This window comes from Conexibacter woesei Iso977N, assembly GCF_000424625.1.
Lineage (GTDB): Bacteria > Actinomycetota > Thermoleophilia > Solirubrobacterales > Solirubrobacteraceae > Baekduia > Baekduia woesei_A.
Genome location: NZ_AUKG01000001.1, coordinates 682,223 through 701,202 on the forward strand (window position 1 = coordinate 682,223; position 18,980 = coordinate 701,202).

General features: G+C 73.8%; 18 protein-coding genes. 10 read left to right on the plus strand and 8 right to left on the minus strand.

Features of this window, described 5'->3' with window-relative positions; all coding sequences use genetic code 11:
• Positions 1-125: 125 nt before the first annotated feature.
• Genes H030_RS36205 through H030_RS28910 form a run of 3 tightly spaced genes read right to left on the minus strand, consistent with a single transcriptional unit; the run spans position 126 to position 3,903 of the window.
• Complete coding sequence (locus H030_RS36205; RefSeq protein WP_051221584.1) at positions 126-1,715, minus strand: aldehyde dehydrogenase family protein; 1,590 nt, start codon at positions 1,713-1,715, stop codon at positions 126-128.
• A 45-nt stretch (positions 1,716-1,760) separates the two neighbouring features.
• Positions 1,761-3,086 carry a replication-associated recombination protein A gene (locus H030_RS0103375; RefSeq protein ID WP_231398351.1) on the minus strand — a complete coding sequence of 442 codons (1,326 nt, stop codon included), beginning with the start codon at positions 3,084-3,086 and terminating at the stop codon, positions 1,761-1,763.
• A 43-nt stretch (positions 3,087-3,129) separates the two neighbouring features.
• Entirely contained in the window at positions 3,130-3,903 is a 774-nt protein-coding gene (locus H030_RS28910) for an MIP/aquaporin family protein (protein WP_051221585.1), read from the minus strand.
• Between the two features lie 93 nt (positions 3,904-3,996).
• Between H030_RS28910 and H030_RS0103385 the strand changes: the two genes are divergently transcribed.
• From H030_RS0103385 to H030_RS0103410, 6 genes are all read left to right on the plus strand, one after another.
• Complete coding sequence (locus tag H030_RS0103385) at positions 3,997-5,295, plus strand: M20/M25/M40 family metallo-hydrolase (protein ID WP_027005089.1); 1,299 nt, start codon at positions 3,997-3,999, stop codon at positions 5,293-5,295.
• Entirely contained in the window at positions 5,292-6,107 is an 816-nt protein-coding gene (locus H030_RS0103390; RefSeq protein ID WP_027005090.1) for a DUF1385 domain-containing protein, read from the plus strand. Before H030_RS0103385 ends, H030_RS0103390 begins: the two co-directional genes overlap by 4 nt.
• 108 nt (positions 6,108-6,215) lie before the next feature.
• Positions 6,216-7,691, plus strand: coding sequence for a hypothetical protein (locus H030_RS0103395; RefSeq protein ID WP_027005091.1), 1,476 nt, complete (start codon positions 6,216-6,218; stop codon positions 7,689-7,691).
• A gap of 23 nt (positions 7,692-7,714) precedes the next feature.
• The gene (locus H030_RS28915; RefSeq protein ID WP_081690471.1) at positions 7,715-8,548 is read left to right on the plus strand and encodes a chitosanase; all 834 of its coding nucleotides are present in this window, start codon (positions 7,715-7,717) and stop codon (positions 8,546-8,548) included.
• Between the two features lie 63 nt (positions 8,549-8,611).
• Complete coding sequence (locus tag H030_RS28920; RefSeq protein WP_155891812.1) at positions 8,612-9,697, plus strand: hypothetical protein; 1,086 nt, start codon at positions 8,612-8,614, stop codon at positions 9,695-9,697.
• Between the two features lie 12 nt (positions 9,698-9,709).
• On the plus strand, positions 9,710-10,693 hold the full coding sequence (locus H030_RS0103410) for a hypothetical protein (protein WP_027005092.1): 984 nt from the start codon (positions 9,710-9,712) through the stop codon (positions 10,691-10,693).
• Here the strand turns inward: H030_RS0103410 and H030_RS28925 are convergent, their stop codons facing one another.
• Genes H030_RS28925 through H030_RS0103425 form a run of 3 tightly spaced genes read right to left on the minus strand, consistent with a single transcriptional unit; the run spans position 10,694 to position 12,467 of the window.
• Positions 10,694-11,335: a TetR/AcrR family transcriptional regulator gene (locus tag H030_RS28925; RefSeq protein WP_196808972.1), complete on the minus strand. Its 642-nt coding sequence runs from the start codon at positions 11,333-11,335 to the stop codon at positions 10,694-10,696. It abuts the gene before it with no gap.
• A gap of 10 nt (positions 11,336-11,345) precedes the next feature.
• Positions 11,346-11,918, minus strand: a complete 573-nt coding sequence (locus H030_RS0103420; RefSeq protein ID WP_027005093.1) for an NADPH-dependent FMN reductase — start codon at positions 11,916-11,918, stop codon at positions 11,346-11,348.
• Positions 11,919-11,936: 18 nt separating this feature from the next.
• Positions 11,937-12,467: a YceI family protein gene (locus tag H030_RS0103425; protein ID WP_035125811.1), complete on the minus strand. Its 531-nt coding sequence runs from the start codon at positions 12,465-12,467 to the stop codon at positions 11,937-11,939.
• A 150-nt stretch (positions 12,468-12,617) separates the two neighbouring features.
• On the opposite strand from H030_RS0103425, the gene H030_RS28930 reads away from it, so the two are divergent.
• From H030_RS28930 to H030_RS0103445, 4 genes are all read left to right on the plus strand, one after another.
• Positions 12,618-14,393 (plus strand): ATP-dependent metallopeptidase FtsH/Yme1/Tma family protein, encoded by a 1,776-nt coding sequence (locus H030_RS28930; protein WP_051221591.1) that lies wholly within the window; start codon positions 12,618-12,620, stop codon positions 14,391-14,393.
• Between the two features lie 30 nt (positions 14,394-14,423).
• Positions 14,424-14,834, plus strand: a complete 411-nt coding sequence (gene mce / locus H030_RS0103435; RefSeq protein WP_027005095.1) for a methylmalonyl-CoA epimerase — start codon at positions 14,424-14,426, stop codon at positions 14,832-14,834.
• A 9-nt stretch (positions 14,835-14,843) separates the two neighbouring features.
• Entirely contained in the window at positions 14,844-15,065 is a 222-nt protein-coding gene (locus H030_RS0103440; protein WP_027005096.1) for a hypothetical protein, read from the plus strand.
• Positions 15,066-15,235: 170 nt separating this feature from the next.
• Positions 15,236-16,069 carry a choice-of-anchor D domain-containing protein gene (locus H030_RS0103445; protein ID WP_027005097.1) on the plus strand — a complete coding sequence of 278 codons (834 nt, stop codon included), beginning with the start codon at positions 15,236-15,238 and terminating at the stop codon, positions 16,067-16,069.
• Between the two features lie 4 nt (positions 16,070-16,073).
• On the opposite strand, the gene H030_RS0103450 is transcribed toward H030_RS0103445, so the two are convergent.
• Together H030_RS0103450 and H030_RS36210 are read right to left on the minus strand one after the other, a co-directional pair.
• Positions 16,074-17,924 (minus strand): O-antigen ligase family protein, encoded by a 1,851-nt coding sequence (locus H030_RS0103450; protein WP_027005098.1) that lies wholly within the window; start codon positions 17,922-17,924, stop codon positions 16,074-16,076.
• A 95-nt stretch (positions 17,925-18,019) separates the two neighbouring features.
• Positions 18,020-18,931 carry a glycosyltransferase gene (locus H030_RS36210; RefSeq protein ID WP_196808973.1) on the minus strand — a complete coding sequence of 304 codons (912 nt, stop codon included), beginning with the start codon at positions 18,929-18,931 and terminating at the stop codon, positions 18,020-18,022.
• Positions 18,932-18,980 lie beyond the last annotated feature (49 nt).

Consider the following 18,980-nt stretch of genomic DNA (forward strand, 5'->3'; position numbering starts at 1 on the left):
CCGTTCTCCGGACCGTACGTTGGCGCGGACTCGGCCCGAGCGACGGGAGGCGCCAGGACCTAGCCGAAGCGTGCATGCGTGACGCACGGCGTCGCAGGGGCGACGCGCGCCGCCGGTTCACTCCTCTACCGGCGGCGCAGCGTGCGCAAGGTGCGCCGCGTGACCGCGAACGCCGGGCCTGCACCCTCCCGCAGGCCCTGCGTCCGGTCCGCGTCGCGGGTCGAGCGCAGGCGCGCGAGCGACCGGACCGTCCGGGCCAGCGCGCGGTCGTAGGGGAACCACCAGAACGCGCGCCCGCGCGCGGGCTCCCACGTGACGACCTTCGGCTCGGCGCACGTGCGCAGCGCGACCGCGCCGCGGGCGCGGCCGATCCCGGAGCCGCGCACGCCGCCCCACGGGAGCTGCGGTGCTGAGCGCGTCGTGCGGTGGTCGTTCATCCACACCATGCCGACACGCAGCTCGCGCGCGATGCGCGCGCCCTTGTAGCGATCAGCGGTCCACACCGAAGCGCCGAGGCCGAGCGGCGAGCCGTTGGCCAGCGCGATCGCGTCCTCCTCGGAGTCGACGACGGTCACCGAGATCACGGGCCCCGGGACCTCCTCGTGGGCGAGGCGGGACCCCTCGGAGACGTTCGTCAGGACCGCAGGGGCGCAGAACGCGCCGGACAGCCCCGCGACCGCGACCGGCCCGCCGCAGTTGAGGACCGCGCCCGCGGCGACCGCCTCGTCGATCAGCTCGACGACGCGCCGCAGGCGCTCGCCGCCGACGAGCGGGCCGACCTCGGTCTCCGGGTCCAGCGGGTCGCCGACGTGCAGCGCGCGGGCGCGCGCGATCAACCCCTCCAACAACTCCTGGGCGACCGCCCGGACCACGTACACGCGCTCGATCGACCCGCCGGACTGGCCGGCGTTGGCGAACGCGCCGTAGGCGATGCCGTCGACCGCGCGGGCGACGTCGGCGTCGGCGCAGACCAGTGCGGCGTCGGCGCCGCCCAGCTCGGCCACGACGCGCTTGATCCCGCGCGCGCACGCCTCCAGGACCTTCGTGCCCGCGACCGCGCTGCCGGTGAAGCGCACCTGCGCGACCGGCGCGTCGACCAGCGCGGCGCCGGTCTGGGCGTGGCCGTGGACGATCCCGAGCAGCCCGGGCGGCAGGCCGGCGCGCGCGAACACGCGGCCGATCCGCTCGCCGGTCAGCGCCACGTGGGGCGAGGGCTTCAGCACGACGCCGTTGCCGGCCATCAGCGCGACGGCGACGTCGCCCAGCGGCGTGGCGAACGGCTCGGCCGCCGGACCGAGGACACCAACGACTCCGAGCGGCTCGTAGGACCAGCCCGCGCGCGTGAACGGGTGCAGCGCGCGGGTCAGCCCGACCCTTTCGCCGTCGAGGATCCCGGGGCCGTGTTCGGCCAGCCACTGCAGGGTCTCGATCGCGGGCAGGATCTCGGCGATCTCGACCTCGGTGCGCGGGCGCCCCTGCTCGCGCGCGATCAGGTCGGCGAGCTCGTCGGCCTCGTCGATGACGGCCTGCGCGGCGCGCGCCATGTAGCGGGCGCGGTCGGCCAGGCGCAGCTGGGCCCAGAGGCCCTGGACGGCGCCGGCCTCGGCGACCGCGTCGCGCACGGCCTTCGGCGAGGCGACCGGGACGGCGCCGAGCGCGTCGCCGGTCGCGGGCGCGATCGCTTCGAGGGACGGGGCGTCAGCGGGGGCGGCCACGCCCGGATGGTGTCAGCCGCGGCGCACGGGCGGGCCGGTGCGCGCCTACTCGCCGCGGCCGCGCGCCTTGCGGATCGCGGCGAGGCGGTCGGCGAAGCCCTGCTCGTTGCCGTCCGGGAAGTAGAAGCGGGTGCCCTCCAGGCCGGGTGGCATGACCTCCTGGGCGTTGACGTGGCCCGGGCTGTCGTGGGGGTAGTCGTAGCCCTCCTCGGCCAGCGGGCCGGAGCGCAGGTAGGGCGGCGGCGCGGCGGCGCCGTGCTTGCGGACGTGCGCGCGGGCGGCGCCGAGCGCCTTGTAGGAGGCGTTGGACTTCGGCGCGGTCGCGAGGTAGACGGCGCACTGGGCCAGCGCGTGGGCGCCCTCGGGCAGGCCGATCAGCTCGATCGCGGACGCCGTCGCCGTGGCGACCATCAGCGCGCGCGGGTCGGCGTTGCCGACGTCCTCGGAGGCGAGGATCACCATGCGGCGGACGATGAAGCGCGGGTCCTCGCCGCCCTCGAGCATGACCGCGAGGTAGTAGAGCGAGGCGTCGACGTCGGACGCGCGCGTGGCCTTGATCCAGGACGAGATCAGGTCGTAGTGCTGGTCGCCCTGGCGGTCGTAGCGGACGGCCTTGCGCTGGAGGGCCGACTCGGCGCCGCTGAGCGCGACGGTGCCCTCCGGCCCCGCGGTCTCGGCCGCCAGCTCCAGCGCGCCGAGCGCCGAGCGCGCGTCGCCGCCGGAGCGCTGGGCCAGGAACTCGATCGCGTCGTCGTCGACGATGACGTCGCCCAGCTCGCCGCGCTCGATCGCGCGGCGCAGCAGCGTCTCGACGTGCTCGCTGGTGAGCGCGCGCAACTCCAGCACCTGCGAGCGCGACAGCAGCGCCGAGTTGACCGAGAAGTACGGGTTCTCGGTCGTCGCGCCGATCAGGGTCACCAGCCCGTCCTCGACCGCGGGCAGCAGCGCGTCCTGCTGGGCCTTGTTGAAGCGGTGGATCTCGTCGAGGAACAGGACCGTCGCGCGCCCGCCGCGGCGCCGCTCGCGTGCGCGCGCGATGACCTGCGTGACCTCGGCCTTGCCCGCCTGGACGGCGCTGAGCTCCTCGAAGATCGCGTTGGCGCTCGTCGCGACGATCCGGGCCAGCGTCGTCTTCCCGGTCCCCGGAGGCCCATGCAGGATCATCGAGAACGGTCGCCCGTTCTCGATCGCGACCCGCAACGACGAGCCATCGGCCAGGACATGCTCCTGCCCGACCAGCTCGCTCAGATCCCGCGGCCGCATCCGCGCCGGCAACGGCGGCGCCACGGCCGACGGCATCTCGACCCCGGCATCCTGCTCACGCCGCGGCACGTCGTCATCACCGCCGAAGGAGAACAGCTGGTCGCTCACGACCTCAGGATCGCACTCGCGGCAGCGGGTCGTGATTCCAGCGCTACGGCTGCCGGGGCACCCCGCTGGGCGGCACCGCCGACTCGCCGACCTCCGGCGCCTGCGCCGCGCCGACGATCCGGTGCGAGGCGTCCATGATCGAGAGGTACGACACCGCGGCGATGCCGGCGCCGATGACCGGGCCGATGATGTAGAGCCAGCCGTCGCTCCAGGTGCCGGAGACCAGCGCCGGGCCGAACCAGCGCGCCGGGTTGAACGAGCCGCCGGTCGCGGGGCCGAAGATCAGGACCGCGAGGCCGAGCGCGCCGCCGATCGCCCACGGCGCGACGCCCTTGGGTGCGTCCGGGTTCACGGCCGTGCCCATGACCGCCCACATCAGGATGAACGCGCCGACCGCCTCGGCGAGCAGGGCGAGCCAGACGCTACCGCCGTGCAGGAAGTGCGGGTTGACCGTCGCGGCGCCGTAGTTCAACAGGCTGCCGCGCGCGCTGAAGAACGCCCGCGCCAGCAGCGCGCCGCAGATGCCGCCGACGACCTGCGCGCCGATGTACGCGCCCGCATCGCGCGGCGAGACCTTCCGGATCGCCAGCAGCGCGAGCGTCACCGCCGGGTTGACGTGGCAACCGGAGATCGACCCGATCGCGCCGACCAGCAGCATCAGCGCGAGGGCATGCACCAGCCCCAGCGGCAGCAGCGACACGACCGGCGACGACTGCGAGACGAAGCCCGTGATCGCCAGGACCAGGATCGCGGTGCCGACGAACTCGGCGAGATACGCAGGAGTGCCCTTGTCGGGCGGGTACTCGGTGGCGTTCATGAAGGCCATGCTGCGCACCCGGCGGGTGAGCGGCCATCACCCGGCGAGCGTGAACGGAATTCGGCTCCCGCCGGTTGGCATAAGGTGGAGCGCATGGCCAGCGAGACTCTCGAGGAGCGGGCCGTCGCCCTGCTCCAGCAGCTGATCCGGCACAACACGGTCAACCCGCCGGGCAACGAGCGGGCGCTGCAGGAGGAGCTGGCCGAGCCGTTCCGGGCCGCGGGCTTCGAGGTCACGCTGGTCGGCAAGACGCCGGAGCGGCCGAACCTCGTCGCGCGGCTGAAGGGCCACGAGCCGGGGCCGGTCCTGGGGCTGCTGTCGCACGTCGACACGGTGCTGGCGGATGCGAGCGAGTGGTCGCGGGATCCGTGGTCCGGGGACCTCGTCGATGGCGAGGTCTGGGGCCGCGGCGCGCAGGACATGAAGTCGCAGACCGCCGCCGAGGCGGCCGCCGCGCTGGTCCTGGCCGAGTCCGGCTGGCGCCCCGCGCGCGGCGACCTGCTGTTCATCTCCGTGGTCGACGAGGAGGTCGGCGGCATGGACGGCGCGATCTGGATCTGCGAGAACCACCCGGACCTCGTCCGCTGCGACTACCTCCTCAACGAGGGCGCGGGCACGGTCATCCCGCACGGCGACGAGCGCCTCTACGGCGTGTGCACCGCCGAGAAGGGTGTCTTCCGGTTCTCGCTGACGACGCACGGGCGCGCGGGCCACGCGTCGATGCCGAACGTCGCCGACAACGCGCTGCCCAAGCTCGCGCCGTTGTTGGAGGCCTTCGCGACGCGCAGGCCGTCGCACGACATCACCGAGGCGCCGGAGGCGTTGATGAAGGCCTTGGGCGCCGACGGGCTGGAGGCGCTGCGCGAGCTGTCGCCGGTCCTGGCGGCGTTCGCCGAGCCGATGATCTCCGTGACGTTCGCGCCGACGATGGTGAGCGCGAGCGAGGCCTTCAACGTGATCCCGGCGACGGCGACGCTGAAGGTCGACACGCGCGTCCCGCCCGGGCACGGCAAGGAGACGACCGAGAAGCGGCTGCGTGAGGTGCTCGGCGACCTGCTCGACAGCGACGGCGTCGAGCTGACGTTCCTCGAGGAGGTCGTCGGCAACGGGTCGCCGGTCGAGACGCCGCTGATGGAGGCCATCAAGAACTGGGTCGGGACCGAGGACGACGGCGGCCGCGTGATCCCGACGATGCTCCCGGCCTACACCGACTCGCGCACGTGGCGCGACGCGTTCCCGGAGTGCGTGGCCTACGGGTTCTTCCCGCAGCGCGAGATGACGCTGCTGGAGATGTGGCCGCTCGTGCACGGCAAGGACGAGCGGATCAAGGCGGCCGACGTGGGGTTCGCGGCGCGGGCGTACACGGCGATCGCCGAGGAGCTGCTCGGGTGAGCGTCGCGGCCGAGCGTCCGGAGCCCCTCCGCCTCGGCGGGATGGCGCTGCGCAACGGGCTGCTCGTGCACGGGCCGACGATGTGGGCGGCCGCGGTCCGGGCGCCCGACGGCCGGATCGTCTCCGCCTCCGGGCGCAAGCCGCGTGTGCGCTCGCGCGCCGTCGACGGGCTCCCGGGCGCGCGCGGCGTCGTCCGGCTGGGCGAGGCGATGGCGGTCATCCCGCTGGTCAAGCGCGCGCTGCCGGAGGCCAGGCTGCCGTGGCAGGACGCGCGCGTGCTGGGTTCCGCCGCGGCGGTCACGCTCGGCGGCGCCGCGCTGAAGCGGCGCGCGCGAGGGCGCGGCGGCGTCCTCGGGGAGGCCGCGCTGGCCGGGTTCTCGCTGCTGCCGTCGTTCCTGGCGCTGCGCTCCGGCGACCTGGCGGCCTACCACGGGGTCGAGCACAAGGCGATCGGCGCCTACGAGTCGGGCGCCGGCGACGCGCGCGACGCGACCAAGGAGCACGACCGCTGCGGCTCGCACCTGATGGCGCCGCTGCTGGCCTCCAACGTCGCGGGCACGGCGTTGTTGAGGCGCGTGCTCGACAAGCCCGGCCCGGTCGCCGGCGCCGCGGTGTCGCTGGCGTCGATCGGTGTCGCAGTGGAAGTGTTCGCATGGTCCGAGCGCCACGACGGCTCCCGCACGACCGCGCTGCTGCGCCGCCCCGGCCACGAGCTCCAGCGCGTCCTCGGGACGCGCGAGCCGACCGAGCCCCAGCTCGACGTCGGCCGCGCCGCGCTGGCGGAGATCCTGCGCGCCGAGGGCCGCGGGTAAGAATCTCTGAGCGGGGGATTGCGCGGCGCCCGCCGCGGGCAGGCATGATGTCGGCGCGCGGACGTCCCACCTGTTCGCGCACCGTCCGTCCTTCCGACCCAGAGACCGATGCCCGGCCACCTCGCCGTTCGTCTGATCGCGCCCGCGCTCGCGGCCGCCGCCCTGGCGGCCCTGCCCGCCGCCGCCTGCGCCGGCACCGTCGTCACGCGCGTCGGCGGCGAGGCGCTGACCCATGCCGGGAAGCGGACCTCGGCGGTCCGGGTGATCAGGGAGCGCGCCGCGACCGACGGCCGCTCCGTGATGCTCAGCGGTGCCGTCTCGGTCACCGGGACCGCGACGCTGCCGGTCGCCGCCGACCACCTCGCGGTGCGCGTGCGCGCGAAGGCCTGCGGTGGCGCGCCGGTCCTGCGCGTCCGGGTCGACAACAGGCTGGTGGTCGACCGGAAGGTCGCGTTCACCCGCTACCGGACGCTGACCGTCAAGCGTGCGCTCGCCGCGGGCGGTCACCGGCTCACGGTGGCGCTCGCCCGGCCCGCGGTGCGCCACGGGTGCCGGCGGCGGCTGTACGTCGATGCCATCACCCTGACGACGACCGCGAAGGTCGCGCTGCCCGGCGCGGGCTCCGGCGGGTCGCCGCCCGGCACGCCGGGCGCCGCCGGCACGGCGCCGGCGGCCACCGCCCCCGCGACCACGCCGGCGGCCGGCGGCACCGTGCCCGGCGCGGGCTCCGGCGGGTCGACCGTGCCGCTGCCCACCAACGGGCTGCTCTGGGCGCCGCCACTGCTGGTCGCGCCGACGACGATCACCGTGCCCGACGGCAACCAGTGGTACGACCTGGACAACAGCAAGGACTACATCATCAAGCTGCCGCCCTACGCGCACAACGGCAGCCTCGGCCTTCAGGGCGGGCACAACGTCGTCCTGCAGGGCGGCCACATCCGGCTGCCCGCGACCTCCGACCGCGACGCGGCGCTGGAGCTGCGCGCCAACGCGGGCACCGTGCACGTCGAGGGCCTCTGGATCGACGGTTCGACCGGCTACAACGCCGACGCGATCCGGGTCTCCAGCCCCGACGCGACCGTCCAGCTGGAGAACATCCGGGCCACCGCCCTGCGCGGGTCGGCGGGCGGCAGCCACACCGACGTCGTCCAGCCCTACGGCGGCGTTCGCGACCTGCGGATCGACCACCTCACCGCGGACTCCAACTACCAGGGCATCTTCGCCAAGCCCGACCTCGGCCCGATCGGGCAGCTGGAGCTGCACGACGTCGACCTCGCCTACGACGACGCCGGCGCGGGCGACGGCGGCTACATGGTGTGGTTGACCAACGGCTGCTCGGCGCCGGTCACGACGCTGACCAACGTGTACGTCAAGCCGAGCGCGAGCAAGACGCTGGGCACGAGCGTGTGGCCCAACATCTACGACGGCAGGTGCCCCGCCAAGCTCTCCGGCGCCACGGCGTCGTGGCCGTCGCTGCCCGTCACCGGGCACGTGACCGGCGGGACGCCGCCCGGCGGCTCCTACGTCAGCGCGCAGAGCGTCGGCGTCGCGGCCTACGCGTCGCCCGGCTACCTCACGGGCTAGCCCGCGCACGCTAGTTTCGGGTCGTGGCGCCGACAACCCAGGACGTGGCCCGGCCGCGCATCCTCCTCCTGCTCTCGATCGTCCTGCTGCTGGCCGCCGGGCCCGCCGCGGCGTCCGCACACGCGCAGGCGCCGGCGCTGACGCCGGTCCAGCGCCACGTCGCCGACCAGCTCGTCAGCGTCTTCGAGAACGACACCACGCGCATCCGCTACGACTACGTCGTCGACCTGCACGACGGCTGCGGGATCACCGCCGGGCGCGCCGGCTTCTGCTCGGCGACCGGCGACATGCTGCTGGTCGTCCGCGACTACGCGGCGCGCCGCCCCCACAACGCGCTGCGGCGCTACCTGCCCGTCCTGCGCGCCCGCGCGGCGACCGGCAGCGCCAGCGCGCGCGGGCTGCGCCGCGCGTTCAGGACCGCATGGCGGCACGCCGCGAGCGACGCGCGCTTCCGCGCCGCGCAGGACCACGTCGTCGACGAGGAGTACTTCGACCCGGCGGCGCAGCTGGCCGGCGCCGCGGGGCTGGCCTCGCCGCTGGCGGTCGCGATCTTCTACGACACCGCGATCGAGCACGGCATCTCGACCGACCCGGACGGCCTGCCCGCGCTGATCGCCCGGACCGATGCGCGGGCCGGCGCGCCGGCGGTCGCCGGCGAGGGACGCTGGCTGGCGGCGTTCCTGGACGTCCGCCGTGCCGACCTGCTGCACCCGCACAACCGCGCGCGGCGCATCGACTGGCCCGAGTCGGTCGGGCGCGTGAGCGCGCTGCGGCACCTGCTGGCCGACGGCCACCTGGACCTGCTGCCGCCGCTGGCGATCGACCCCTGGGGCGATCACACGTTCACGCTGCGCTGAGCGCGCCCGGCCTGCAACGCCGCGCCCACGATTTCCCGGGGCGGTGGGTACGTTGGCGCGTCGGTGACCCTGCGTCGTCCCCCTCTGCGCGCCTTCGGCGTGGCCGTCATGGCCGCGCTGGTCCTGGCTGCGCCCGCGACCGCCGACCTCGGCGGGCAGATCCAGTCCTCGAGGGGCAGGGACCGGTCGTTGCAGTCCCAGATCGGTCGGGATTCGCACAAGCTCGCGGAGTTCCAGGGGCAGATCGGCGACCTGCGCGAGCGGTTGTCCGCGTTGCAGCAGTCGCTGGCGATCGAGCAGAGCGAGTTGGTGTCCTTGCAGTCGCGCCTGCGCGGCGCGCGGGCCAAGTTGGTGAAGTTGAAGCTCGCCTTCAAGCGCGACCGTGCGGCGTTGGTGAAGCAGTTGGTCGCGCAGTACGAGACCGACCGCCCGGACCTCGTGAGCGTCATCCTCAGCTCGCACTCCTGGGGCGACCTGCTGGAGACCAGCGACAACATGAAGGCCGTCGCCGACCAGAACTCCTCGGTGATCGCGCGCGTCAAGAGCGAGCGCACCGACGTCACCAAGCAGGCCAAGGACCTCGCGTCGCTGACCGCCCAGCAGCAGCGCGTGACCGCCGCGTCGTTGGTCCAGCGCGACGAGGTCGACGCGCTCAAGATGGACCTGATCGCCAGGGCCAGCGGCGTCGCCAACGCGCGCGCCAAGAAGACGTCGCAGCTGGCGACGCTGCGCGCCAACCGCAAGAGGCTGGAGAGCAAGCTGGCCGCGATCCAGGCGCAGGCCGCGAGCGTCAGCGGCGCCGGACCCGGCCTGCCCTCCGGCGGCGCGCCGGCCTTCAACGGCCACGGCGGCTCCTACGGCTTCTTCCAGGCGGCCGGGACCAACTACAGCGTCGGCAACGAGCCGACGATCGCCGCGCGCCTCGACGTCATGGGCAGGGCGTTGCACCTGCACCTGATCGGCATCTCCGGCTACCGCTCGCCCCAGCACTCGGTGGAGGTCGGCGGCTTCGCCGACGACCCGCACACCAGGGGCGAGGCGTCCGACACGCCCGGCGTCGAAGGCGTCCCGGAGTCCACGCTGAACCACTACGGCCTGACCCGCCCCTTCCCGGGCGCGGCCGAGGCCGACCACATCCAGCTCGCGTAGCATCGCGCGGCGATGCTGCCCCTCGCCGTTCTCGCCGCCACCGCCGCGGCCGCCTCAGGCACCGTGCACCTGACGGGCACCGCCTACGAGTTCAACAACACCAAGGTGGTCCTGAGCGGCGCCCAGGTCCGGGTCGCGGAGGACCCGACGCTCGGCGCGACCGTCAAGCCCGACGGCACGTATGACCTGAAGGTCCCGGCCGGGCGCAGGATCACCCCCTACATCAACGCCGCCGGGCACCACACGATCTACCTGCAGACGTTCACGACGGTCAAGGGCTACAACTTGGAGCACGTGAACTTCCAGACGCCGAGCGACGCGATCTACACCGCGCTCGCCACGCTGCTGCAGGTCCCGCTCGGCGCCGACGGCAACCCGCAGCAGTGCGCGGTCGTCTCGACGTTCAGCACGCGCAACGTGCGCGCGCTCGACTACCAGGACTTCACGGGCTACGGCGCGCACGGCGTCCTGGGCGCGACGGCCATCGCGCAGCCCGCGCTGCCCGCGCCGGTCTACTTCAACAAGGACGTGATCCCGGACCGCGCGCAGCCGCGGTCGTCGGCCGACGGCGGGGTGATCTGGCCGGTCGTGCCGACCGGGACCTACACCTTCACCGCGCACGCGGCGACGACGCGCTTCGCGTCCTTCACCGCGACCTGCGCACCCGGCCGGATCGTCAACGCCAACCCGCCGTGGGGCCTGCACGAGCTCGGCCTGCCCAACCCGGCGCGCTTCAACGCCAAGACCTACACCTTGACGAAGCTGCCGAAGGGCGCGCGCGTCACGGTCACCTCCGGCGGCCACACGACGACGTACCGGGGGAAGGCCACCAAGTTGGCCGTCGCGATCCCGCTGCACCTGAGACGCACGGTGACGATCGACGTGACCGCCAACCCCTACGACGGCCTCCGCGTCACGATCGCGCCGCGCGCCGGCCGGACGCCCAAGGTGACCACGACGACGCTGCCGCTCGGCGGCGGCCCGCCGACCCGCTAGCTACGAGGCCCGCGCGCCGTCGAGGACGGCGTCGCAGAGGCCGTGCCAGCCGGCGGTGATCTCCTCGACCGACATGCCGCGGAGGTCGCGCTGGTACAGGAACGGCTCCGCGCTCAGCGGGCCGAGGAGGGCGTCGACCAGGTACTCGTGGTTGACGGCCGCGTCGCCGCCGCAGGCCTGCTTCAACAACAACGACACGTGCGTCCGGTAGAAGGCGTAGACCGGGTGGCCGTAGCGCTTCGAGCCGCCCATCAGCTCGCCGGCCTGCAGGTAGATCGCACGGTCGTTCAAGAACTGCAACAAGCCCTCGCCGAACGCGTGCAGCCGGACCTCCGGCGGCGCGCCCGGGCCGAGCGGCGCCTCGCCGCGGATCAGCGCGTCCTGGAACGCCTGCTCCGGTTCGCTCACCAGAGCACGCAGCAACGCTGCGCGGTCCCCGAAGCGGCGGTAGAGCGTCCCCTTGCCGACGCCCGCCTCGTGGGCGACGTCGTCCATGGAGAAGCACATCCCGCGCTCGTCGATCAGCCGCGCGGCCGCGCACAGGATCCGCTCGCGGTTGCGGCGGGCATCGGCGCGCTCGCGCTCCGGCGCCGCCACTCCGGCGTCATGCGACATCGGGAGCTCGAACGATGGGGGGACCACATGGAGCACCCTAGACCGCCTGGGAGTCCCGGGCTCCCACCCGCGCGGCCAGCACGCCGACCAGCTCCTCCAGCGCACCGCGGAGGTCGTCGTCATGCAGATGGCCGTCGTCACGGAACGCGCCGCCGGCCTGGCCGACCGGCAGCTCGCCGTCGAGCACGTCGGCACCGATGATGCCGAGGACCTTCTTGGTCTCCGCCTGCGCCCAGACCGCGCCGAACAGGCCGGTGGACGCGCCGACGACGGCGACGGGCTTGCCCTTGAACGCGTTCTCGGGGAACGGGCGCGAGGCCCAGTCCAGCGCGTTCTTCAACGCGCCCGGGATCGAGCCGTTGAACTCGGGCGTGGCGATCAGGACGCCATCGGCCTGATCGATCGCAGCGCGCAGCTGCGCGACCGCCTCCGGCTCGCGCTCAGGCGTGTCGAGGTCGGCGTCGTAGGGCGGCAGGTCCCGGAGGCCGTCGAAGACCTCCAGCTCCGCCCCAGACGGCAGCGAGAGCGCTGCCGCCTGGAGGAGGGCCGTGTTGTGGGACCCGCTCCGGAGGCTTCCGGAGATGCCGAGGATGCGGATCTGAGACGACATGGTTCTGGGAAGCGTCCCTTACGCGGCCTTGACGAAGTGCAGGTCGACCTTCAGCGTGACGTCCCACGCGAGGGCGTCCGAGCCGTTGGGGAGCGCGTTCTGCCAGTTGAGGCCGAACTCGCGACGGTCGACGGTGGCCTCGAGCTCGAAGTTCGCGCGCTCGTTGCCGAAGGCGTCCGGGCCGGCGTTGAACGAGCCGGTGGCGACGACGGACTGCGTGTTGCCGCGGATCGTGAGGTCGCCCGTGACCTCGGCGGTGCCGTCCTCGGCGACCTTCACGTCGGTGGACTTGAAGGTGATCGTGGGGGTGTTCTCGGCGTCGAAGAACTCGCCGCTGAGCAGGTGGCCCTTGAAGTTGGGCTCGTCGACCTGGATCGAGGCCGCGTCGGCGGTGCCGGTCAGGACGCCGTCGGTGAGCGCCGCGTCGTACGTCGCGAAGGACGAGCGGAAGGACGCGATGCCGTTGTACTTGACCGCGAAGCCGATCGAGGAGTGGACGTTGTCCAGACCATAGGTGCCGGCGGGAACGGTGGTGGCGGTGGTGCTCATTTGGATGCTGTCTCCTGGGAGTGGATCTGATGATGTGGACCGCAGTCCGGTTGTACGGACAACTATAGCGGACTTCAGTCCGTTTGCAAGGGGTGCTCGATCTGGGACGTCAGGGTCAAGACTCCGGCGCATCCGGCCGATGGAGGGGACGTGTCCCCGCAGGCCGTTCTCCAGCACTCGACGAGCTACGACGGCACGCCGTTCGACTACCTCGGGTTGAACAACCCCCCGCTGGCGCATGGGCTGGCCGACGACAAGGCCAAGATCCAGGCGCTGCTGTCGGGCAAGGGGCAGATCGCGACGCCGAGGACCGTCACCGTCCAGGAGCCCAAGCAGTCCTTCTCCCAGAAGGTCCAGCAGTTCGGGACCGACTGGCAGGGCATCGGCTCGCTGCTGTTCCTCGTCGTCCTGGTCGTCTTCCTCACGCGCGCCGCCAGGTCGATGCCGCGCACCAAGCCGGTCGAGATCAAGCCGAAGGAGAAGGTCGAGGTCCGCTGGAGCGACATCGCCGGCGTCGACGACGCCAAGAAGGAGCTCCAGGAGGTCGTCGACTTCCTGAAGGACCCCGGGGCGTTCCAGAAGCTCGGCGCCCAGGTCCCCGCGGGCGTGATCCTGCACGGGCCGCCCGGCACCGGCAAGACGCTGCTGGCCAAGGCGGTCGCCGCCGAGTCCGGCGCGACGTTCTACTCGCAGAGCGCGTCGTCGTTCGTGGAGATGTTCGCCGGCCTCGGCGCCGCGCGCATCCGGCGCCTGTTCCGCGAGGCGCGCAAGCACGAGCCCGCGATCGTGTTCATCGACGAGCTCGACGCCGTCGGCGCACGGCGCGGGAGCGACAACAACTCCGAGCGCGAGCAGACGCTCAACCAGCTGCTGGTCGAGATGGACGGCTTCGGGTCGTCCGATCGCGTCGTCGTGATGGCCGCGTCCAACCTGCTGGAGAAGCTCGATCCGGCGCTGCTGCGCCCGGGCCGCTTCGACCGCCAGGTCTTCGTCTCCCCGCCCGACATGGAGGGGCGGCGGAAGATCTTGAACGTGCACACGGCCAACAAGCCGCTGCACCAGGACATCGACCTCGACGGCATCGCCGCGCAGACCTCCGGGCTGTCCGGCGCCGAACTGGCCAACCTCTGCAACGAGGCCGCGATCTTCGCCGGGCGCCGCGGCGCGACCGTCGTCGAGACGCGCGACTTCGAGGACGCGCTGGAGCGCGTCGTCGCGGGCGTGCAGTCCAACACCACCTTGAACGACCGCGAGCGCGAGATCGTCGCCTACCACGAGGCCGGCCACGCGCTGTGCCGCGAGCTGCTGGTCAGCGGCGAGCGGACCCACAAGATCTCGATCGTGCCGCGCGGCACCGCGCTCGGCTACGTGATGAACCTGCCGGATGAGGACTCGTACCTCAAGACGCGCGACCAGCTCGTCGACCAGATGACGATCCTGCTCGGCGGGCGCGTCGCCGAGGCGATCGTGTTCGGCGCGGTGACGACGGGCGCGGCGAACGACCTGCAGCGCGTCGCCGAGATCACGCACGCGATGGTCCACGACTACGGCATGGGCACGGCGACCGCCTCGGTGCGCGCGGTGACCGACGCCGACATCGTCTCCGACCTCACGCGGCGGATCCGCGACGAGGAGCAGCAGGAGCTGGCCTTCGAGGCGCAGCGCGCGGCGTACGAGCTGATCACGGGCCACCGTGCGCTGCTCGAGGAGTTCGCGCAGGCGCTGCTGGCGCGCGAGACGCTGGACCGGCGCGAGATCGACACGATCATGGCCGACACGCCGCCGGTGGCGCGCCCGTCGCTGCGCCCGGCCGCCCCCGTGGCGGTCCCGGCTCCGGCGCAGACGCCGCAGGAGCGCCCGCGGCCGCGGATCGCCGCGGTGACGCCGCTGCCCCACCCGGGCGGCGACGAGGACAGCGCGGCGTAGCTGCGCAGCTTGCGGGTAAGGTCGCGCGCCATGTTCGCGCGCATCGACCACGTGGGCGTGGCCGTCGAGGACCTCGACGCCTCGATCGCCCTCTACGAGAAGACCTACAACATGAAGCTCGTCCACCGCGAGGTCGTGGAGGAGCAGGGCGTCGAGGCGGTCCTGCTCGACGTCGGCGAGAACCACGTCGAGCTGCTCGCGCCGCTGGGCCCGGACACGCCGGTCGGCAAGTTCCTGGCCAAGAAGGGGCCGGGGATCCACCATGTCGCGTACCAGGTGGAGGACATCGACAGCGCGTTGTCATCGCTGAAGGAGTCCGGGTTGCGGCTGATCGACGAGACGCCCCGGATCGGCATCCGCGGCTCCCGCGTGGCCTTCCTGCACCCCGCCGCCAGCGGCGGCGTGCTGACGGAGATCGTGGAGCCGGCGGCCGGGCACTAGGATCGGGCCATGGCTCAGCGCATCTCCATCGGGTTCCACGCCAGCGCGCCGCTGGCGACGCGCGTCAGCGACGACGAGCTCTCCAAGCTCCAGAGCGCGCTCGCCGACAGCGGCTCGCGCTGGCACGACCTCAAGGGCGAGGACGGCGACATCACGCTGAAGCTGGAGTCGATCCAGTGGCTGCGCGTCGAGAAGGACGAGCAGCGCGTGGGCTTCGGCATCGGCGGCTGACGCCGCCGGGCGCGCCGCCCTGTAGGCGCTCCACCGAGAAACGGACGGATGTTCGTTTACAAGTCGGCGCGCTGCCTCCATACTGCCGCGCTCGGGTTTCCGCCGACCGGCGTCAGGGCGCCGGGCGGATCCAGGTCCGCACTCCTCAAGACAAGGACGTCCTAGTCAACATGCCTCGCATCGCGCTGTTCTGCGCGCTGATCGCCAGCGTCATCGGCATCGCCATCCCGCTGACCGCCAACGCCGCAAGCGACAGCTCGCAGCCGGTGTTCGTCTCCTCGGGCACCGTGACCTACGACTTCGTCGCCGTCGGCGACTCCGCCACCAAGACGGTGCACATCAGCAACCCGTCGTCGAAGTCGCTGACGATCAGCGGCATCGACTTCAGCGGCCCGGACACCGCGGACTTCGCGATCACCGCGAACACGTGCACCGGCGCCAAGCTGGCCAACGGCAGCGGCTGCAACGTCACCGTGCGCTTCTCGCCGATCCTGTCCGGCACCCGCGTCGCCTCGCTGCGCTTCACCGACGACACGCCGTGCAAGAACTTCGTCACGGTCGCCGGCTCGGGCACCGAGACCAAGTCGTCCGCGCTGGCCCACAGCGCGGCCTGCGACCAGGGCGTCGAGCAGGTCACGGTCCCCGGCCAGACGGTGACGCAGAACACGACGACGACCACGACGACGACGGTCACGAAGACCGTGCCGGTCCCGACGGTCAACGGTCAGGACGCGATCTCGCTGCCGACCTCCTGCGTGTCCAAGCGCTCGATCACGTTCCACCTGGCCGCGCCGGCGGGGCAGATCTTCAAGAAGGTCACGGTCAAGCTGGGCGGCAGGACCTTCAAGACGCTCAAGGGCAGGTCCATCAAGTCGAAGGTGAGCCTCAAGGGCCTGCCGCGCGGGCGCTTCACGCTCTCGATCGTCGGCACGCTCACCAGCGGCAAGACGGTCAGGCAGACGCGGCACTACGTGACCTGCGTCGCCAACAAGAAGGCCAAGTAGCCCGTCACCCCGTGTCGGCCGGCAGCTGCCGGCCGGCCAGGCGGGGCTGGGGGAACGGGATCGCGGCAGCGCCGCGCTTCCACCAGACCGGCTGATGCGCGCGCCCCAGCACGGGGCGCGCGTGCTTCAGGTCCAGCGACGCGGGCGAGCGCTCCAGCGCCGCGGCGAACGCCGCGCGGGGGTCGCGCCCGAGGCGGGCCTGGACGATCGCCTGCGCGAGGCGCAGGCGGAAGTCGCCCGGGTCGCGGTCGACGGCCTGCTGCGCGGCCGTCAGAGCGGCGTTCGTGTCGCCCGCCTGCGTGGCGCACCACGACGCGACCTCGTAGGGCTCGGGCCGGTCGACGAGCCCGGAGCGCGCGGCGGTCGCGTGGCGCTGTGCGGCGGCGCAGTCGCCCGCGGCGAACGCGTCGAGCGACCGGTCGACCGCGCGCTGCGAGCGCTGCACGGCGAACGGGACGACCGCGAGCGCGACCGTGGCGGCGACGACCGCCGCCCGCAGCGGCAGCGCGAGCGGCGCCGCCCGTGGCTCGCCGTCGTCCTCGGCGCGCGCCAGCGCCAGGCCGCCCGCGGCGAGCAGCGGCAGCGTCAGCGCGACCAGCTCCCAGTCGAAGTCGTAGGCCGCGTGGGCCAGCAGCGCCAGCGCGCCCGCCGCCAGGCCCGCCCAGGTCGCGTCGCGGCTCGCGGCCGCGCGGCACAGCAGCGCGACGACGAGCGTCGCGAGCAGGACGGCGAGCAGCGCGAAGCCGACCAGCCCCAGCTCGCCGAGCGTCTCGGCGTAGAGCGAGTGCGCGTCGGCGGCCTCGAAGTGCGTGGTGCCGTCGCGGTCCCACAGCCGGCCGAAGCTCCCGGCGCCCGCGCCCTTCAGCGGCGCGGGCCGCGTGCCGTCGGCCAGCGCGACGTGCCACAGGTCCGCGCGGCCGTTGGTCCCGATCTCCTGGAAGCGCTGGTTGGGGGCCAGGCTCGACGAGACGGCGTTCCCGGTGTCCTGCAACGCGACGGCCGTCCCGATCGCGACGCCGAGCACGACGAGGCCCGCGAGCGCCGCGCCGCGCGCGAGGCGCGGCGGGCCGCCGGGCGACCACGCCGCCAGGCGGTCGTCGAGGGCCAGCAGCGCGGCCCGGGACGCGGCGCCGAGCACCGCCGCGCCGAGGATCAGCAGCGCCGCGCGGTGGCCGCTGTGCAGCGCGGCGCCGGTCGGCGCCTGCACGTCGAGGCCGTGGGCGCCGTGGGCGGCGAGCAGCGCGAGGCCGGCCGCCGGGCCCGCGGCGGCCAGCGCGGTGAGCGTCCGGCGCGCGGGCCCGGCGGCGACCAGGACCGCGAGGCCGACGAGCGCGGCCAGCGCCGCGCCGCGCGAGGCCGACAGGTAGACGACCGCGGCGGCGGGCGCGATGGCAGCGGCCGCGACGACGCGCAGCACGCGCGAGCGGTCGGTCGCCGAGATCGCCACGCACCAGACGGCGCCGAGCGCGGCGAGCATCCCGCTCGCGTTCCAGTAGGTGGTCGGGGCCGACAGGCGCTCACGGTCGGCCGCCGGGATCCCGTGGACGTGGTCGGGCGCCAGCCACGCGCCGAGGCCGGCGACGGCCACGACGAGCGCGGCGGCCGCGAGCGCGAGCAGCAGCGTCCGCGCGCGCCCGTCGGTCCGGCCCAGCAGCGCGAACGCGGCCAGCGTCGCCAGGTAGGCGAGGTCGCGCGTGATGTCGAGCGTCCCGCGCCACGGCGCGTGCGACCAGCTCCCCGACAGCGCGACCCAGCCGATCAGCAGCGCCAGCGCGGCGAGCGCGACCGCCGCGCCGCGCGTCGGGCGCCGCGCCACGCCGGCGGCGGCCAGCAGCGCGCAGACGGCGAGCGCCACCAGCGCCGCGCCCGACGTCGCGCGCGGGAGGTAGCCCGCGCTGTGGAAGGCCAGCAGGCCGAGCGCGAGGCCCGGCAGCGCGGCGACCGCGGTCTTCAGAGGCGCGCCAGCCCGAGCTCGTCGAGGGCGGACGCCAGCGCGTCGTGCATGCTCGGCAGCGGCGACGCCTCCGGCCGCGGCAGCGGCGCGAGCGCGGCCTCGACGTGCTCGGGCCCGAGCCGGTCGTCGAGCGCGACGACGAGGCCGGACTCGGCGAGCTTGCCCATCAGCTGCTCCTGGTGGTCGTCGAAGTGCTCGCCGTGGCGCCTGGTCCGGCCGAGGACGATCGGCCGGTGGCCGGTGCGCAGCGCGGCCGACAGCGACCCCGCGCCGCCGTGGGAGACGATCACCTGCGAGCGCGCGATCGCGGCGGCCATCGCCTCCGGCGCCAGGAACTCGTGCGTCTCGGCCTCCGGGAACGGCACCCGGGACGGGCCGACCTGCGCGACGATCGGCGCCGGCAGGACGCCCGCGCGGGCCGCCGCGGCGGCGATCGAGACGAGCCGGTCGAACGGCGCCGTGTGCGTCCCGACGACGACCAACGTCCCGGCGGCGTCGCCGGCCAGCGGCGCGCCGACGTCTTCGAGCAGCAGGGGTCGGCACACGCGCGCTCGTGGGTACACCGAGCCCATCTCCGGCCATTGGACCAGATTCGCGTGCGCGAGCCGCGCCGTGACCCGTCCGGACGCGCTCGGGCCGGTCACGCGCGCCATCGTCTCCCCGAATACGAGCTTCGCGCCGGCCGCCCGCGCGACCGCGCAGTACAGCGCCGCCGAGCCCGCGCCGGTCGACACCACGATCTGCGGGCGATCGCGGCGCACCAGCCGGACGGCGGCGGCGATGCTCGCGCCGAGCTCGCGCGGGTGGCGCTCGTACTGGGGCAGGATCGTGACGTCCTCGCCGTCGCGCGCGAGCTGCTCGCCGCGCGGGCCGGGCGCGGTGACGAAACGCCGCAATTCGCGTGGCACGGCGGTGGCCAGCTGCTCCAGGAGGTTCAGATGCCCGCCTGGGGAGGCG

What these genes read in the sequence shown, in the direction of transcription:
- H030_RS28910 (WP_051221585.1), bottom strand. Translation starts at nt 3,903, where the DNA reads ATGAACGCCACCGAGTACCCGCCCGACAAGGGCACTCCTGCGTATCTC.
- H030_RS0103445 (WP_027005097.1), top strand. Translation starts at nt 15,236, where the DNA reads ATGCCTCGCATCGCGCTGTTCTGCGCGCTGATCGCCAGCGTCATCGGC.
- H030_RS0103385 (WP_027005089.1), top strand. Translation starts at nt 3,997, where the DNA reads ATGGCCAGCGAGACTCTCGAGGAGCGGGCCGTCGCCCTGCTCCAGCAG.
- H030_RS0103425 (WP_035125811.1), bottom strand. Translation starts at nt 12,467, where the DNA reads ATGAGCACCACCGCCACCACCGTTCCCGCCGGCACCTATGGTCTGGAC.
- H030_RS0103420 (WP_027005093.1), bottom strand. Translation starts at nt 11,918, where the DNA reads ATGTCGTCTCAGATCCGCATCCTCGGCATCTCCGGAAGCCTCCGGAGC.
- H030_RS0103395 (WP_027005091.1), top strand. Translation starts at nt 6,216, where the DNA reads ATGCCCGGCCACCTCGCCGTTCGTCTGATCGCGCCCGCGCTCGCGGCC.
- H030_RS0103410 (WP_027005092.1), top strand. Translation starts at nt 9,710, where the DNA reads ATGCTGCCCCTCGCCGTTCTCGCCGCCACCGCCGCGGCCGCCTCAGGC.
- mce (WP_027005095.1), top strand. Translation starts at nt 14,424, where the DNA reads ATGTTCGCGCGCATCGACCACGTGGGCGTGGCCGTCGAGGACCTCGAC.
- H030_RS0103440 (WP_027005096.1), top strand. Translation starts at nt 14,844, where the DNA reads ATGGCTCAGCGCATCTCCATCGGGTTCCACGCCAGCGCGCCGCTGGCG.